The organism is Natrialba sp. SSL1 (assembly GCF_001861355.1).
Lineage (GTDB): Archaea > Halobacteriota > Halobacteria > Halobacteriales > Natrialbaceae > Natrialba.
The window spans coordinates 150,626-166,127 of the sequence record NZ_MASN01000018.1 but is presented as its reverse complement, the minus strand read 5'-3'; the positions used below and the strand labels follow the sequence as shown (position 1 = coordinate 166,127).

Here is a 15,502-nt window from a genome sequence, read left to right as displayed (position 1 = left end):
CGTAGATTACGAACGCGGTGCGTTCGCTCACTCCCACCACGCCTACCCAATAGCAGAATCGTTGCTTTTAGCGTTGAGACAGTCGTTCACCGGGTGCTCGTCCGTGGTGTCGGACAGAGAGTGTTCCTGTTTTACTCTATGTTTTCTCCCTGATAGCTGCCGTCGTAGACGTCTTCGTGGTTCGCCTCTGCGAACACCAACTGGGCGATGCGAGCGTCGCGTTCGATCTCGACATCGTGGTGAACCTGCAAGAGCCCCTCGCCGCGTCCCTCGTAGCCGGCGTCCCAGACCGCCGTGTTGAGCATACAGGAGTTGCGCATCAGGGACGAACGCGGGTAGACGAAACCGATGTGGCCCTCCGGAATCGCGATGCGCTCGTTGTACCGCGCGACGTACGCACCCTTCGGGAGGTAGTACGTATCCGGATCGCGCTGCTCGAGTTCCTCGAGTGGTCGGGCGACGCGGTCACCGATCTGCTTGCCGTCGCGACCGATGCGACCGGGCTCGAGTTGCTCGAAGACGAGATCGAGGGTGAGATCGACACCGTTTGGCTGGATCTGGCTGTCTTCGGTGGGTGTCACGTGGTCTGCGACGAAGGCTCCGGAGCGAAACATGATCGTATGCCGGAGAGATGCTGGTATCGAGAAAAACGTATCCTTTCGGGTCGACTCGGGTCCTGTTCACACGGTGTCCGCTCGCTTCCTGGGTACTGGTAGCAGTGGTCAAATCGGGCTGGGCGGTGACTGTTGAACTGTGGTCGGTGGGTGGCGGTATCACACACTTGTGTACGCCAGCCGTGACGAACGTCGGTGAACTGCAAAAGTTGCGTGAAAACAATGCATGTGGGCGCAATTGCCATGGTTTATCTGGAAAGAACACGCTGGATTTATCATGCCGGCCACCCGAGATTTGGGTGCTATGGGACAGACTCTCACCGAAAAGATTCTTGACGATCACCTCGTCGAGGGCGAACTCGAGACCGGCGAGGAGATCGGGATCGAGATCGACCAGGTACTTACCCAGGACACCACTGGGACGATGGTCTGGCTCCAGTTCGAAGCGATGGGACTGGACGAAGTCCAGACCGAAATTGCAGCCCAGTATTGCGACCACCAGACATACCAGTTCGACTTCAAGAACACTGACGATCACCGTTTCCTCCGTTCTGCGGCCGGTACATATGGCGCTCACTTCTCTCGCCCCGGCAACGGTATCTGTCACAACGTTCACCGCGAAAACTTCGCAGCGCCCGGCAAGACGCTGCTCGGCTCGGACAGCCACACCCCGACCCCCGGCGGCCTCGGCGAACTCGCCATCGGTGCCGGCGGGATCGACGTCACCGTCGCGATGGGTGGCGCACCGTACTACATCGAGATGCCGGAAATCGTCAACGTCCGCCTCGAGGGCGAACTCCCCGAGTGGGCAACGGCGAAGGACGTCATCCTCGAGATGCTCCGCCGTCTCTCCGTAAAGGGTGGCGTCGGCAAGATTCTCGAATACACCGGCCCCGGTGTCGAGACGCTCACCGCACCCGAGCGGATGACGATCACGAACATGGGGACGGAACTCGGCGCGACGACGTCGATCTTCCCAACCGACCACCAGACCGAGGACTACCTCGAGCGCGTCGGTCGTGGCGACGAGTACGTCGAGATCCAGCCGGACGAGGACGCAGAGTACGACGACGAGATCGTCGTCGACCTCTCGGACCTCGAACCGCTCATCGCACAGCCGTCCATGCCTGACAACGTCGTCCCAGTCAGCGAAGTCGCTGGCGAGGACGTCGAACAGGTCATCGTCGGCTCCTGTACGAACGGCGGCTACGAGGACATCCTCCCCGTCGCCAAGATGCTCGAGGGTCGCGAGACCTCGATGGAGACCGAAACGATCGTTGCACCCGGTTCGAAGCAGGCCTCCGAGATGCTCGCCCGTGAGGGCTGGGTCGCGGAGATGATGGCCGCCGGCGTCAACTTCTCCGAGGCAACTTGCGGAGCCTGTATCGGTATCGGCCACGTGCCAGCGAGCGACTCCGTCTCGCTGCGGACGTTCAACCGCAACTTCGAGGGCCGCTCGGGTATCGAAGACGACAACGTCTACCTCTGTTCGCCGGAGGTCGCCGCCGCCGCGGCGATCAAGGGCGAGATCATCGACCCACGCGACCTCGAGGAGGAAGAAGAAGATCTCGAGGCCCCAGGTGTCGAACTCCCCGAAGAGTACGACGGCTCCAAGACGGACCTCATCGCACCCGACGAAGCGGTCGACGACGAACTCATCAAAGGTCCGAACATCGGCGACGTGCCGATCCGCGACCAGCTTAGCAGCGATGTCGAGGGTGAAGCACTCCTCAAGATGGAGGACAACATCACGACCGACCACATCATCCCTGCGACGCAGGACATCCTGATGTACCGGTCGAACGTCCCCAAGCTCTCGGAGTTCACGCTCTCGCGCGTCGACGACACCTTCGCCGAGCGCGCACTCGACGCCGACGGCGGCTTCCTCGTCGCCGGCGAGAACTACGGACAGGGCTCCTCGCGTGAACACGCAGCCCTCTGTCCGATGTACCTCGGCATCGAGGCCGTCCTCGCACAGAGCTTCGCCCGGATCCACCGCGCGAACCTCTTCAACTTCGGTATCGTCCCGCTGACGATCGACGAGGACACCTACGAGTCGATCGACCAGGGCGACGACGTCGAAATCGTCGACGACGTCTACGAGGCCGTCACGAGCGGCCAGGAAGAGTTCACCGTCCGCGTTGGCGACGACGAGTTCACCGCAACCCTCGACGCCTCCGAGCGTGAGCGCGACATCCTCGCCGCCGGTGGCAAGCTCGCCTGGACGCGCGAGCAGGCAGAGGGCGCAAGCGGCGCGACGCCGGCTGACGACTGATCGCTGACCGCTCGTCACTGGTCACGTATCAGTCCCCGGCTCGACCGTTCGACAACTAGTCTCCATTTTTGCGCGACGACCGAGAACCGTTGACTCCACAGTCTCTCCACTCGTCTCCCAGTGGCGAGACCAGCCAGTCGTTCCGACACGGAAACCACGGGACGTAAAGTACAACGCTCCCAACCGAGCACTATGCACGACGATTCGCGTACCTTTCTCACGGACCTACTCGAGACGCCCTCGCCATCAGGCTACGAAACGCGCGGCCAGCGCGTCTGGATCGACTACGTCAGCCAGTTCGCAGACGAGGTTCGCACGGACGCCTACGGGAACGCGGTTGCGGTACACGAGGGGGCCAGTGCCGACGACGCTGACGCACCCGAAATCGCGCTGACCGGCCACGTCGACGAAATCGGCTTCCTCGTCAAGTCGATCGATGACAACGGCTTCGTTAGGCCGGGCCGCGTCGGGGGGACTGATCCGTCGGTCTCGCAGGGCCAACACGTCACGATCCACGCCGACGGTGGGTCCGTCGAGGGTGTAATCGGACAGAACGCGATTCACCTTCGCGAGGACGAGTCGGAGGCCGACATCGAAGATCTCTGGATCGACATCGGTGCCGAAAGCGAGGAGGCAGCGCGCGAACGCATCGAAATCGGCGATCCGATCACGTTCTCCTCGACAGTGTCGTGGCTCTCGGAGACGCGCCTCGCCGGCCGCGGCCTCGACAACCGCGTCGGGACGTGGGCGGCAGCCGAAGGCTTCCGGCAGGCCGTCGAAACCGGCACCGACGCGACCGTCTACGCCGTCTCCACGGTTCAGGAGGAAGTCGGTCGGAAGGGCGCACAGATGGTCGGCTTCGACCTCGAACCCGACGCCGTCCTCGTCGTCGACGTCGGCCACGCGGTCGACTACCCCTCCGCGCCGAGCACGAAGACGAGCCAGATGGAACTCGGCGGTGGCCCGGCCCTCGGTCGCGGCAGCACGAACCATCCAGCCGTCTTCGACGCGCTACGATCGATCGCAGACGAGCGTGAACTCGAGTTGCAGGTCGAAGCGCTCGGACGGGGAACCGGGACGGACGCGGACAGTTTCTTCACTGCGGCAGGGGCGATTCCCTCGCAGGTGGTCAGCGTGCCGAACCGGTACATGCACACGCCGGTTGAGCTGATCGATACGGACGATCTCGAGGAGATTGCGACGCTGCTTGGTGCGTTCGCGAGCCGTGCGGACGAGTTTGCGCCGTTCGAAGTCGATCTCTGAGCGGGCTGTCGGTCGGTGATCGACATCTCACGCGCTCAGACCGATACTGTCATCCGCTCGGCCCCGATAGCTCGGTCGAATGCCGACTGGACACGAAAACGCTGGATACCGGCGACTGTTCGGCGGTGACGGACTGACGTTCGGTGTCGGCTTCCCCATAACGGGTACGAACTGGTCGATGCCCGACGTTGGAGCCGAGATACAACTCGCACAGCGAGCCGAGACACTCGGCTTCGACGGCCTCTGGGCGCGCGACGTTCCGACGTACTGGCCGAAGTTCGGCGATGCCGGCCAGACGTTCGACACCTGGCCGTGGCTCTCACACGTCGCGGCCCACACGGACGAAATCGCACTCGGCACCTCGAGTGTCGTTCTTCCGCTTCGGCACCCGATTCACGTCGCGAAAGCCGCCGCCACGGTGGACCAGCTCTCGGACGGCCGACTCGTCCTCGGTGTGGCCTCCGGCGACCGCGACCCCGAGTATGAGGCGTTCGGCGTCGACCGCGAGGAACGCGGTGCACTGTTCCGCGAGGCCGTCGAAACCGTCCGCACGCTCTGGCGCGAAGACTTCGTCGAACGCGATGGCCAGTGGGGCCACCTCAAGGGCGACCTCGATCTCGTTCCGACGCCGACGACGGAGACGATTCCGCTGTTGCCGACCGGCAACGCACGCCAGTCCGACGCCTGGATCGCCGACCACGGTGACGGCTGGCTGTTCTACCACCTGCCGGAGCCGACACTCGAGAGCTACCTCGCACAGTGGCGCGAGGCCGCCGGCGAGAAACCCTTCGCCATCGCGGTTCGCGTCGAATTCGCCGACGACCCTGAGGCGGAGCCGGAGCCGCTCCATCTGGGGTACCGGGCCGGAATGGAGTGGTTCCAGGACTATTTCGCACGACTCGACGCGCTGGGTCTCGACCACGCGATCGTCTCGGTCGAAAACGAGGATGCAGAGCGCGGACTGGAGCGGTTCGCCGATGGGATTCTGGCCCGCCACTGAGTGTGACTGTCCACCAACTCTGAACAGCCCTTCCGAAAGCGGGACGTTGAACGCTGAACGTGAAAATTGAGCCTGAAAGCTGCGTTCGAAGTGGCGGTGTCGTGGTCAGTCAGTCGTCGGGAACGGGATCCGAATCGTTTCGGTTGGAACGTCAGCACTCTCCTCGTCCGGAGTGAGTGAGTCGGGCGCAAGTTCGACGTACGGCTCGCTACCCGGACGCTGTTGTGTCGTTTCGTCGTCGGTTTCGTTGTCTTCGGCAGATTCGGTGTCGTCGCCGTCTCCGTGATCGGATGTACTCGGCGGTCCGTTCCCCGCCCCATCTCCTGCGCCGTTTCCGGGTGTCTCACCTGAACCGTTTTCAGGACCACTTCCGGGGCTCTCTCCCGGTCCACCCCCATTCCCGGGCTCGTTCGACATCGACCGTTCAACCGTTGCCTCGATTTCGTCGGTCGAATCGACACCGATCTCGTGGTGCTCTTGCTCCGCTCGTCGTGAACTCGACGCTCCATCGACTTCCGGAACCAGTCGAAGAATCCCCGGCAATCGTAGGCCACTCTCGAGACGAGCTCTCGTTTCTCCGCTTGGACAGTCGACGACTTCGATCACCAGCTCCGCGTCGTGGTGCTCTCTAACCACCGCAACTGCATCTGACCACGGCACGCTGATCCGTGCGAGCAGATTCGACTCGAGTACGAACGATCTGGCTACTGTCGCTATCACTTCCGAGTCCTCTGCGTCGGTGGCACTGTTCTTGGCGGTAATGAGGAGCGTTCCGGACCGCTCGGTGGCGAGCTCGCCGCGACTGATGCCACAGGGGTTCAGATCGATGGCGAGTCTGGACTGTTGGGCTCCTGGAGCGAGTGACGCGTGGACTCCCGGTATGACGTAACCGTCTCCGTTGAGGGTGCCGACTCGGAGGTCGGGTCTGGTATTGTCGTGCTGGTGGTTCTCGGTTCCGTCTCTGCTCGCGTCCTCGTCCGCACGCTCGCTTTTCGTCGCTTTCTCACTCCCGTCACCGGCCTCGAGTGCAACCGAAACCTCGATCGGCACCGGAAACTGATTCGCAATGTCGAACACCGCCGGTGCCAGCCGCGAACTGTCGAACAACTGCCCGTCGTTCGGACTTTCCTCATCGAGCCCCAGATACGCCCGCTCGTCGTCGACAACATCGACATTGAGCGACCGATCGACACTGCCACTCGAGTACCCGAGCGTTTCGACCGCAAGCAGGCTACTCGAGCCGGCGATCAGTGCAAGCGCGCCACGCCGTGTCCGTTTCATTGGGTTGTCTGTCTGCTGTGTGTCTCGGTTCTGTTCATTGCCACTCCCCGCTTGTGACGCTTGTCTCGTTTGTTCCGTTTGTGCTGCTTCTGTCGCTTGGCTCGTTTGTGCTGCTTCTCTCGCTCGTCTCGTTTGTGCTGTTTGTCCCGTTTATCCCGCTTGTCACGTTTACCCAGCTTGATCCGCGAATCCATTCAGGTTCGACAATACCGTGCTGGCTGTCGTCTCGCCCCATCTCTGTCGTTCCGGTCGTCTCTGTGCTGTCTCTCATAGGCCTCGTTCTGGTGTCTCGCTCCGTCGAACCGACTGCCCTGCACTTCCCGGTCGTTACTTGGACGCAGACTCGTCATACTCGAGTTCGGTACTCCCCGGTGGTGATGACCCGATTCCAAGGCGGTTCTTGCGCGCGTAATACCGGTGTGAAATCGACGAGACACCGAGTGCGACGATGACGAACGCGACCCACGCTGTCATCGTCAGGAAGCTAAACGGTGGGAGCCCAAGCGCCGCACCGCCGAGAACGACGGCGATGACCGCCGTCAGTCCAATATAGTAGTCACTCCACGGAAGCTCGCGCCCTCGGACGACATCCATGTAAATTTCGACGTCCTCGAGCGCGGGCGTCGCTTCGACGGTGCCGCGATCACGGTTGAACTCGAGTACGCCCGCGTTGTCCATCTTCGGCAGGTGTGATTGCTGGAGTGCAGTGTAGACGCGCTTTCGGTCGCTACTCGATACTTCGTCGAACGCGAGCTCGTCTTCCTCGGCGGCGATCTCCTGTGAGAGCGTCCCGATATCGACCTGCTCGGTTTCGGTAATGAGCGTGTGGAGAATGTGTCGCCGTCGCCGGTTCGACAGCAACTCGAAGAGTTCGTCCTCGGTGAGCCCATCCTGACTCGATTGTGAGACGTGTACGTCCGTTGTGTAGTCAATTCCGGTCCCCCGCATCAGTTGGTGGGTCAACATTTCTATAGATAAATCTATCTATCGTTCAGGGTTTCTGAAGTGAATGTGGCTATTACCAATCCGGCCTGTGGGAGAAAACAGACAATAGACGGGTTATAGAACGTGATTTTGGGGTGGTATCTGTAAGTGAATGTGGCGCATGAGTCAGCGTATCGTTCGTCAACCGTAGTGATACCTGGCTGGCGCGGAGTCAACAGCACATATCTAGCGGGTGTTCATGCTCTGGTCGAGCCTGAATGACGGTCAACTTCGCTAATACGGGACCAACCCCGGCTGTGTCTGCGGGTGTCCGTCATCTAGCAGCGTTCGTGCGCAGTCCAGTGTCGACGCCCTCCTCACTCTCCGTCCCACTTTCGTCGATGACCGGTCCAAATCCCGTTCTGGCACAGCCTGAACCTGCTCTCTGGTTCGTGGAGTGTAGTATATTAACCAATTACAATAACTAAGCCAAACTACCACAGAAACGAGTCCCGCATCGAAGCGCTGTCGTCCAATTCGAACCTGCTTCCGGAGCGGGTGTTCATCGCTTCGCCCGGGAATGCCGACCAAAATACGACCAACTCGACCAACTCGACCAATGAAACGACGCACAGTCATACTCGGAGTAGGAGCCCTCACCGCAGGAACAGGTACGATACTCGGAACGGGTGCGTTCTCGAGTGTCGAAGCGAGCCGCTCGGTTTCCGTAACGGTTGCAGACGATTCGGCGGCCTATCTCGCACTGGATGCGACCGAGAACTCGACCGATTTCGTCGATCAGGACGAGACAGGTCAGTTTCGCGTGCGGCTCGATGGGAGTGTCACGGCCGGTGAAGGTGTGAACCAGAACGCTGTAACACGACTCGCGGAAGCGTTTACACTTCGGTATCAGGGATCAAACGCCTCGGGACCGCGCGACCGCGGCGCAGTCAGTGCTCGTCTCTTTGCGGATGGCAAGGACGTAACCGAAACGCTCCCGGAAGACGCTATTCAGTTCGTTCCCACGGAACGTTGGCCGGATGGTGGACAAAGTGATCTGACTGCTCCGATTCGAGCCGCGTCGTTCGGTCCGGGGGAGTCGGCGCGCGTGGATATCGTTCTAGATACGACGGTCCTCGAAGACGGTGGATCGGGGACGCTTCTCGATCAGGTGGTGTTTGTAGCGGCTGCGAACCCGTTCGACGTACACGAGTTTTGACGGCGAGATGTGACCGGTTGACGCGGGTCTATACGCTGTTTACTGTGTCGGTGTTGCTTCAACTCGTCTGATACTGCTCCGGGTCTGTTCTCTCGGCACCGTTGACCGGACTCAATTTTTCCCATAATTTGGTCCACGAATATATTACAATACCCGGTGCTCGAGATGGGTGATCTGTGATCCCTCGATGGGGATTGCGGCGGTGACGACCGGTGTCGGGGTGGGCGCGGTGTCCGCCGGTGGCGACGTGCAGGCGACAACACACGGAGAATCCAACAATGCAACGACGCAAATTCGTAATCGGAATGGGAGCACTGGCATCAGGAGCAGCTGCGGCGATGGGCACGGGTGCGTTTTCGAATGCAACAGCTCAGCGGTCAGTGACTGTTGAAACCACTGGTGACAACGCTGCTGTTATGCGGCTTGAAGCGACCTCTGACTACGCGGACTACAATGACGATGGCTTGCTCGAGGTCACCTTTGACGACCTCAACGACGAAGCAGACTTCACGTTTAACGAGGTCTTCGAAATCCACAACAATGGACAAGAAGATGTGCATCTCGACCGATTTAACGAGGATGAATGGGACGATGACGTAGATAATGGTCTCCACATTCTAGTTAATGGCGAGGTGTTCGACGGGGACTCTGGGAGACCGTACCTGGACTCTGGTGAATCCATTTCGATTGGGTTCGGGTTTTGGAGCCCTGATGGACCAGGTGGCGGATTTGGTGAGGATGCTGACCAGCCTATTGACGAGGCTGTGCCTGAGACGATTACGTTCAACCTCGGTGGGTAAATAGTAACACCATCGCCTCGGGGCAGAACCAAGTGATACAATGAAAAGACGACAATTCTTTGCTGGATTTGTGGGTTTGGCTAGTGCTGGTACCTTAGGTATTGGATCAGGTGCGTTCAGTAACTCCACTGCCCAGCGTGGCGTCAATGTTTCTGTAACTAGTGACCTGGACGGTCTTCTCAGACTTGAACCGCTAGGCGTACCCCAACGCTCTAGCGGCGCTCACCGCCCGACCGGAACGATAGAGTTCAGCTTCCCAGGTGATGATGATAAGAAAGTAAACGTTGATGCTACGGTCCAGTATGCACGCGATGTTGAACAGGACTCTGAAGGCCTTTTCGAAATTGGTAACGAAGGGACAGGAACAGTAACACTCACTGACGTAGCGGATGAACCCGATGCAGCCGGTCCAGACATTGGCGTCTTCTGTGTCGAGTCCGATCGCAACGAAGATGGACTGAAGCCGCTACTACGTGAGACATCTCCTGAACTTGAACCAGGCGAGAGTATCGCTGCTGGCATTGAGATCGATACACACGGACTGAGTTCAGGAGGGACCTACGAAACTGGCGTCACTATTAAGGCAACCAGAGTAGACTGACCGCTGTAATAACCACTGCTGTTGATTTTGGTTGAAGATCTTTCGAAGGGTTATTTCCAGATGGTTTTTACAGTACTCAACCAGTAGCATTTCGCAGTACTGTGCTTCAATGTACCATTTTACTAATGTGTGTTACCGCCAGCCGTGATTTAGATCGGTCAATGCTGTCAATACAGTTGAACAGATCGGGCAGTTTGGTGTTGAGTCTTGCCGTTCTCGCGGTCAATTCTTGTATTACAATGGTTGTCTGACCAAGATATCTTTTGTGAGCCTGTTACGAATGCTTCGGTACGCTATGGATGACGTAGCTATCGTTCGATCAACAACGAGAGACGTCTCCGCAACTGAGCTGTTGCCTTCCACGACGAACACCCGACACGTCTCAGAATGACATCTACACACGAACACGTACGCAGCCCAACAGCAGGACCGAACACTGATCAAACCTCACTCTACGTCTACGAGGCCGAAAGTGACGAACTCATCGACGCAATCTACGATGCATCGTCGATCGTGATCCCCGACCCTGGGGATCGCGTCTCGTTCGTCGAAGCGAAAGCGGAGGGCGACTTTGAAACGAACGCCGTTAGCTATTGTGAGGAGTCGACAGAGGCGACGTATGTCGTCGAGGAACGCGAAATCACCTACATCACCGTCGATTACGACATCGACGGCTATCAGCAAGACCACGTACTCGTTTCGGAGGTCAAGCTGTGGGTGCGCTCGACAGCTCGCACTGCTGGCTCTCCGAACGACCCCAACGGATCTGACGAGTCCTCTGAATCTGACGAATCTACCGAATTTGGCGGACACAACGAAAACTGACCACTAACAACAGCACACGAGCAGCGCCCGAGACGAAACCCCACTGCAAAGACCACCCACCGGAATCCAATAATGAGCCGATCCCGAACCGTCCAACTCACCGCACTCGTCGCCGTTCTGTTCGTCGCTTCTGCCGTCGGCACTGGTGCCGTTCCCCTGTCGACTGACGCTGTCAGCAGTCTCGGCCCAGGCTCAGATTACGAACAGGACGAAGTTCTCGACGACATCGTCCTCGAACCCTCTGATGGGCCAAACAGTGTCTACGCTTCGGTCGAAAATGAAACGTTCGCGATCGAACTCACCGGTGAAATCGACGACCACGATGGTGTCCCACCTGGCACAGTAAGCGACATCCAGAACGTGTTCACGGTTACGTACACCGGCACCGAAGAGGCACTGATCTGGCTCGAGAGTGATCTTCCCGAACTCGAGTACCATTCCGCTTCGGGGCCGATCGGGAGCGAAGACGAGGGCGTGATTCTCGAGTCGAACGAGTCCATTGCGGTGGGATTGACGCTCGATGCGACGGGATATACTGCTGGCGACGTGCTCGATGGAGCCGTCGAGGTGAACGCGGTGGGTCCCGATGATGCGGACGGGTCGGATGACTCGGGCACACCAACACCATCTCCGCCGGCTGGCACCACCTGTCAGCCAGCGTCGGTTGCCGTTGACTCGCCGTCACCGAGTGAGCGGGCGGTCTCCGTAACGGACGTCCAGACCTGCAAGCCCGAACGGATTCCGCTACAGTCGCTTCCGGTCGGTGATGAGGCGGTACTCGAGTCGATGGCGATTGCGTTCGCGGACGAAGCGGAGCGCGGCGATGAGATTGCGTTCGAGGTTCTTGCATCGGACGCCGCCACTGCCGACGCTGAGAGCACCAAGTCGCCGTTCCGATCCGTCGGTGACCTGCACGAGGAAACCGGCTCGGTTCCGGTCGGGAGCTACACCGTTAGCGGGCTGGCTGCGGAGGACGTGAAACCGCAGGGGATCGCTCAGACGGTCGTCATCGACCAGACGTGGCTCGAAACGATGGGGCTCGACGCTGCGTCGCTGACGGCCTACCAGCACGACGGGACGGCGTGGCAGGAACGCGAACTCGAGTTCGTCGATAGCGTGCAGCCGGAGAGTGATCACGACGAGGAACTCGTCGGTGTCATCCGTGGCGAGCCGGTGATGACCGCAATCGGTGTCGACGCGCCGTTGTTGCGCGTCGAACCGCTCACCGTCGAGGAGACGGCGGCGAGCGGGGGTGAGACGACGGTCGTCAGTACGACGATCGAAAACGACGTGGACGAGGAAGCAGCCGTGGCGCTCGATCTCGTCGTCGACGGCGAGCACGTCACCGAGCGGACACTGACGGTCGCCCCGAACGAGTCGACCGACGTGTCGTTCGACCTCAGTTCGGAGTTGGACTCGAGTGTGACCAGCAGTGATGCGACGGACGAGGAGTCGGTGTCGGCGGAGACGATTGAGCTCTCATACGCGTACACGCCGTCTTCGAGTTCGTTCCTCGTTGCGGAGGGGACCGTCCAGGCGACGGGACAGTTCCTCGGTGACGCTCCCGGTGGCTCCAGTGCTGACGGCGGTGAGAGTAGGTCCTCGGAGAGGAACGCTGGTATATCCGGTAGTGGTGACGACGATGGAACGGCGGGAGCGATCGTCACCGACTCGGTTCCGTCCGTTTTCGGCACTGGGCCGGGCGGGATCGCCGCTACCGTGGTTGTAATCGTCCTCACGATCGGTGTACTCCGGTTCCGGCTCACATGAGACGGGGAATCCGTTCAGGCACGGGGTTGAGAGGGGTGTCTGTGACGGCCCACCGAGAAATTGGTACCAGGCAGAACATTCGCCCGAGGCCAAAAGTTCAATATATAGCCACGTTGGCGGTAGCGTACAGACAATGAGCAAGGGGGCTGTCGAACTCGCGGTACAGGGGGGTATCGCAGTTGCGCTCATCGCCCTCGTTGCCGGTCAACTACTCGGTCAACCGGTCCTGCTCGGCTTCGTCGAAACCGGTAGTATGGAGCCAACGATCGACACCGGCGACGGCTTCGTCGCCGTCCCTGCGGCACTCACCGGCAGCCCCGAACCCGGCGACGTTGTCGTCTTCGAAGCACAAGAAATCGAGGGCGGCGAACTCACGACACACCGGATCGTCGGGGAGACCGACCACGGGTACACGACCCAGGGGGACGCGAACCCCTTTACCGACCAGGACAACGGCGAGCCGCCCGTTCAGGACGGACAGATCGTCGCCTCCGTGTGGGAACTCGGCGGTGAACCGGTGACGATTCCGTCGCTTGGAACTGCCATTATGGCCGCGGGGTCGGCGCTTGACCGCGCCCAGACCTGGCTCGGGACGACACTCGGTGTCCGGTCACTTCTCGGGAGTTCGGGACTCGCGCTCCTCATCCTTGCACTCTCGATCACGCTCTACGCAGTCGAGACGGTTCGCGAGCGCAGCCAACAGACGTTCGACTCACGGGTCACCGGATCGGACTCGAGTACCGGCCTCACGCAGCGCCAACTCTGTGCCGGGTTTGCCGTGCTTGTCGTCGTCGGTGCGGCGGCCGCGATGGTCGTTCCTGGCGGAACGCACACCTACGATGTCGTGAGTGCGGATTTCGATTCGGAGCAGCCACTCGTCGTCGAACGAGGAACGTCAGATGAACTGGCCTATCAGGTTCCGAACACCGGCTACGTACCGGTCGTCTCGTACGTGGAGTCGGGGAGCGAACACGCGACACTCGACGCGAGTCGGGAAACGGTAGCCCCGCAATCGACGAGTGAGGTTGCGGTCACGATTACGGCACCCGAGGAGACGGGGTACTATCCTGCGTACGTGACGGAGTACCGGTATCTGCACCTGTTGCCGGCACCGGTTCTCGACGCGCTCTACGACATTCATCCCTGGGTTCCGTTCGGGGCGATTCTCGCCGTCGGCGGCGGCGGAACTTACGGACTCGGTCGACTACTGCTTGGATCGGAGACGCCACAGCAGGGTTCGAATCACGGCCGACTGCGTCGATCACGGGGATCACAGCGGTCGCGGCGGTCGCGAATACACGCGTTCGTTCGGAGGTTGTACTGACAATGCACACATCGGATGACTCGACGTCCGGGAGAGTATCGGGGGATGAACACGACCGTGATGGCGTCCGTCGGGGTGACGGCGATGGGGACGGGGGCGGCGACAGCGACGGTGGCGGCAGCAACCACAGCCAAAACACGGCCGAACCTGGCGACGAAGCCCATCGCAGACTCCGGCTTCGGGCCCTGCTCTGGGAGTACCGGGTTGTGCTCTATCTCCTCGCCGTCGCGGTGCTCGGCGTGGGAATCTGGGTGAGCTACGGCGCGTACGCCGCACCCGGCACCGAGACCGAACAGCAGGTCGTCACCGATTGGACGGCAACCGGCGACGTCAGCCACGCAGCAGTCGTCACGGAACCGACGACGGTTCACGACGAAGGCACGGAACTCACCGACGAGCCTCTCTACTACACCGCCGTAACGCCGACCGCAACGGGGGCAGTTACCGCAGGCTACGACCTCGCACCGGAAACGACCGCAGACGATGTCGCTGTGACGGTAACCGTCGATTTAGTCTATCAGGAGACCACTGGCGAAAGTCAACAGAGCGGCGAACCCAGTGCGACTGGCGATAGCACTGTCTACTGGACCGAACGCGAACAGCTCACGAGCGTCTCCGAATCGGACGTCGGCTCCGACGACGATGTCACCGCTTCGTTCGAGTTGAACGTCACCGACGCACAGACCACACTCGAGTCCATCCGCGATGAGGTCGGTGCAACGCCCGGTGAAGCCGAACTCGTCCTCGCGTTCGAGCGCGAAATCGAGGGGACGTTCGACGGCACCTCCCAGGTCGTCGTCGACCACTATCAGGTCCCGATTTCGGTGGCAACGGACGGATCGACCTACCAGTTCGAGACCGACGCCGCGGGCGATGCCTACACCGAGCGCCACGACGAACACGAAGCGGTCACCGTGCCCGTTGACCCGAGTCCGACGCAGGCTCTCGGCGGCCCGCTGCTGGTCGTGTTCGGACTCGCAGGTCTTGGGGGGACCGCCCTTGCCTCGCGTCGGTTCCCAGAACTGACGCCCGCCGATCGGACGCGACTCGAGTACCTCGATGCGCGCGCGGAGTTCGATCCGATGACGACGCGGGTGGTGCTACCCGAATCGGCGGTCACGGAGCCGACGGCATCGGTTCAGTCGCTGGCGGCGCTGGCCGAGTTGGCGCTCGATCTCGAGTCGCCGCTGGTGTTCGACGAGCGGACGGCGCGGTATCTGGTTCGGGGGACGGATGTGGTGTACGTGTTCGAGCCGCCGAGTGCTGGAGTGCCGGCTGTGGACGGTGACCGAGGGCGGGAGCGGACGCAGAACCGGGAACAGGACCAGGCCTCCCAGGAACGAGACCACACGCAAACGCAAGACGAGGGTGAAAGCGAGTGCGGAGGTAGCGACGATAGCGAGGACGAAGACACACTCGAGTGGATCGGGGAAGAGAACGGACGCGATACGGTGGCATCGGAATCAGAATCGGATGCTGAAACGGACACCGAGCCGACTACTCAGGACGCCAACCCGTCGTCGACGACGCAGTAGGCTCGTCGAAATCGGGACCGGGAGCGATTTGGCAATCGGAACTCGAGTCCCGCCACGCTACTCAGAAGCGA

At 60.7% G+C, this 15,502-nt stretch carries 14 protein-coding genes; 10 read left to right on the top strand and 4 right to left on the bottom strand.

Annotation, left to right across the window (positions count from 1 at the left end; all coding sequences use genetic code 11):
* Positions 1 to 131 precede the first annotated feature (131 nt).
* Entirely contained in the window at positions 132 to 614 is a 483-nt protein-coding gene (locus BBD46_RS04960; RefSeq protein ID WP_006652544.1) for a deoxyuridine 5'-triphosphate nucleotidohydrolase, read from the bottom strand.
* 304 nt (positions 615 to 918) lie between these two features.
* Here BBD46_RS04960 and BBD46_RS04955 point away from each other — a divergent pair, with 304 nt between their 5' ends.
* The 3 genes from BBD46_RS04955 to BBD46_RS04945 all read left to right on the top strand — a co-directional run bounded on the left by BBD46_RS04955 (position 919) and on the right by BBD46_RS04945 (position 5,152).
* Complete coding sequence (locus BBD46_RS04955; protein ID WP_071400640.1) at positions 919 to 2,889, top strand: aconitate hydratase; 1,971 nt, start codon at positions 919 to 921, stop codon at positions 2,887 to 2,889.
* A 192-nt stretch (positions 2,890 to 3,081) separates the two neighbouring features.
* Positions 3,082 to 4,152 carry a M20/M25/M40 family metallo-hydrolase gene (locus BBD46_RS04950; RefSeq protein ID WP_071400639.1) on the top strand — a complete coding sequence of 357 codons (1,071 nt, stop codon included), beginning with the start codon at positions 3,082 to 3,084 and terminating at the stop codon, positions 4,150 to 4,152.
* A 79-nt stretch (positions 4,153 to 4,231) separates the two neighbouring features.
* On the top strand, positions 4,232 to 5,152 hold the full coding sequence (locus tag BBD46_RS04945) for a TIGR03571 family LLM class oxidoreductase (RefSeq protein WP_071400638.1): 921 nt from the start codon (positions 4,232 to 4,234) through the stop codon (positions 5,150 to 5,152).
* A 105-nt stretch (positions 5,153 to 5,257) separates the two neighbouring features.
* Here BBD46_RS04945 and BBD46_RS04940 read toward each other — a convergent pair whose 3' ends face one another.
* Genes BBD46_RS04940 through BBD46_RS04935 form a run of 3 tightly spaced genes read right to left on the bottom strand, consistent with a single transcriptional unit; the run spans position 5,258 to position 7,381 of the window.
* Positions 5,258 to 6,433, bottom strand: a complete 1,176-nt coding sequence (locus BBD46_RS04940) for a hypothetical protein (protein ID WP_071400637.1) — start codon at positions 6,431 to 6,433, stop codon at positions 5,258 to 5,260.
* 34 nt (positions 6,434 to 6,467) lie between these two features.
* Positions 6,468 to 6,704, bottom strand: a complete 237-nt coding sequence (locus BBD46_RS22120) for a hypothetical protein (protein WP_139173507.1) — start codon at positions 6,702 to 6,704, stop codon at positions 6,468 to 6,470.
* A gap of 56 nt (positions 6,705 to 6,760) precedes the next feature.
* Positions 6,761 to 7,381, bottom strand: coding sequence for a DUF7344 domain-containing protein (locus BBD46_RS04935; protein WP_071400636.1), 621 nt, complete (start codon positions 7,379 to 7,381; stop codon positions 6,761 to 6,763).
* Between the two features lie 595 nt (positions 7,382 to 7,976).
* On the opposite strand from BBD46_RS04935, the gene BBD46_RS04930 reads away from it, so the two are divergent.
* The 7 genes from BBD46_RS04930 (at position 7,977) to BBD46_RS04905 (ending at position 15,431) form a co-directional block, all read left to right on the top strand.
* Positions 7,977 to 8,576, top strand: coding sequence for a hypothetical protein (locus BBD46_RS04930; RefSeq protein WP_071400635.1), 600 nt, complete (start codon positions 7,977 to 7,979; stop codon positions 8,574 to 8,576).
* A gap of 278 nt (positions 8,577 to 8,854) precedes the next feature.
* Positions 8,855 to 9,376, top strand: a complete 522-nt coding sequence (locus BBD46_RS04925) for a hypothetical protein (protein ID WP_139173505.1) — start codon at positions 8,855 to 8,857, stop codon at positions 9,374 to 9,376.
* A 40-nt stretch (positions 9,377 to 9,416) separates the two neighbouring features.
* A complete protein-coding gene (locus BBD46_RS22115) occupies positions 9,417 to 9,977 on the top strand; it encodes a hypothetical protein (protein WP_139173503.1) in 561 nt (186 codons plus the stop codon).
* Positions 9,978 to 10,364: 387 nt separating this feature from the next.
* The gene (locus tag BBD46_RS04920; RefSeq protein ID WP_253184503.1) at positions 10,365 to 10,802 is read left to right on the top strand and encodes a hypothetical protein; all 438 of its coding nucleotides are present in this window, start codon (positions 10,365 to 10,367) and stop codon (positions 10,800 to 10,802) included.
* Positions 10,803 to 10,874: 72 nt separating this feature from the next.
* A complete protein-coding gene (locus BBD46_RS04915) occupies positions 10,875 to 12,572 on the top strand; it encodes a hypothetical protein (RefSeq protein ID WP_071400633.1) in 1,698 nt (565 codons plus the stop codon).
* A gap of 133 nt (positions 12,573 to 12,705) precedes the next feature.
* The gene (locus BBD46_RS04910; RefSeq protein WP_071400632.1) at positions 12,706 to 13,896 is read left to right on the top strand and encodes a S26 family signal peptidase; all 1,191 of its coding nucleotides are present in this window, start codon (positions 12,706 to 12,708) and stop codon (positions 13,894 to 13,896) included.
* Between the two features lie 2 nt (positions 13,897 to 13,898).
* Positions 13,899 to 15,431: a DUF5305 family protein gene (locus BBD46_RS04905; protein WP_171908155.1), complete on the top strand. Its 1,533-nt coding sequence runs from the start codon at positions 13,899 to 13,901 to the stop codon at positions 15,429 to 15,431.
* Positions 15,432 to 15,502: the final 71 nt, after the last annotated feature.

Excerpts from the sequence above, each read along its gene's own strand:
- BBD46_RS04960 (WP_006652544.1), bottom strand. The coding sequence starts at position 614 with ATGTTTCGCTCCGGAGCCTTCGTCGCAGACCACGTGACACCCACCGAA.
- BBD46_RS04955 (WP_071400640.1), top strand. The coding sequence starts at position 919 with ATGGGACAGACTCTCACCGAAAAGATTCTTGACGATCACCTCGTCGAG.
- BBD46_RS04950 (WP_071400639.1), top strand. The coding sequence starts at position 3,082 with ATGCACGACGATTCGCGTACCTTTCTCACGGACCTACTCGAGACGCCC.
- BBD46_RS04945 (WP_071400638.1), top strand. The coding sequence starts at position 4,232 with ATGCCGACTGGACACGAAAACGCTGGATACCGGCGACTGTTCGGCGGT.
- BBD46_RS04940 (WP_071400637.1), bottom strand. The coding sequence starts at position 6,433 with ATGAAACGGACACGGCGTGGCGCGCTTGCACTGATCGCCGGCTCGAGT.
- BBD46_RS22120 (WP_139173507.1), bottom strand. The coding sequence starts at position 6,704 with ATGAGAGACAGCACAGAGACGACCGGAACGACAGAGATGGGGCGAGAC.
- BBD46_RS04935 (WP_071400636.1), bottom strand. The coding sequence starts at position 7,381 with ATGCGGGGGACCGGAATTGACTACACAACGGACGTACACGTCTCACAA.
- BBD46_RS04930 (WP_071400635.1), top strand. The coding sequence starts at position 7,977 with ATGAAACGACGCACAGTCATACTCGGAGTAGGAGCCCTCACCGCAGGA.
- BBD46_RS04925 (WP_139173505.1), top strand. The coding sequence starts at position 8,855 with ATGCAACGACGCAAATTCGTAATCGGAATGGGAGCACTGGCATCAGGA.
- BBD46_RS22115 (WP_139173503.1), top strand. The coding sequence starts at position 9,417 with ATGAAAAGACGACAATTCTTTGCTGGATTTGTGGGTTTGGCTAGTGCT.
- BBD46_RS04920 (WP_253184503.1), top strand. The coding sequence starts at position 10,365 with ATGACATCTACACACGAACACGTACGCAGCCCAACAGCAGGACCGAAC.
- BBD46_RS04915 (WP_071400633.1), top strand. The coding sequence starts at position 10,875 with ATGAGCCGATCCCGAACCGTCCAACTCACCGCACTCGTCGCCGTTCTG.
- BBD46_RS04910 (WP_071400632.1), top strand. The coding sequence starts at position 12,706 with ATGAGCAAGGGGGCTGTCGAACTCGCGGTACAGGGGGGTATCGCAGTT.
- BBD46_RS04905 (WP_171908155.1), top strand. The coding sequence starts at position 13,899 with ATGCACACATCGGATGACTCGACGTCCGGGAGAGTATCGGGGGATGAA.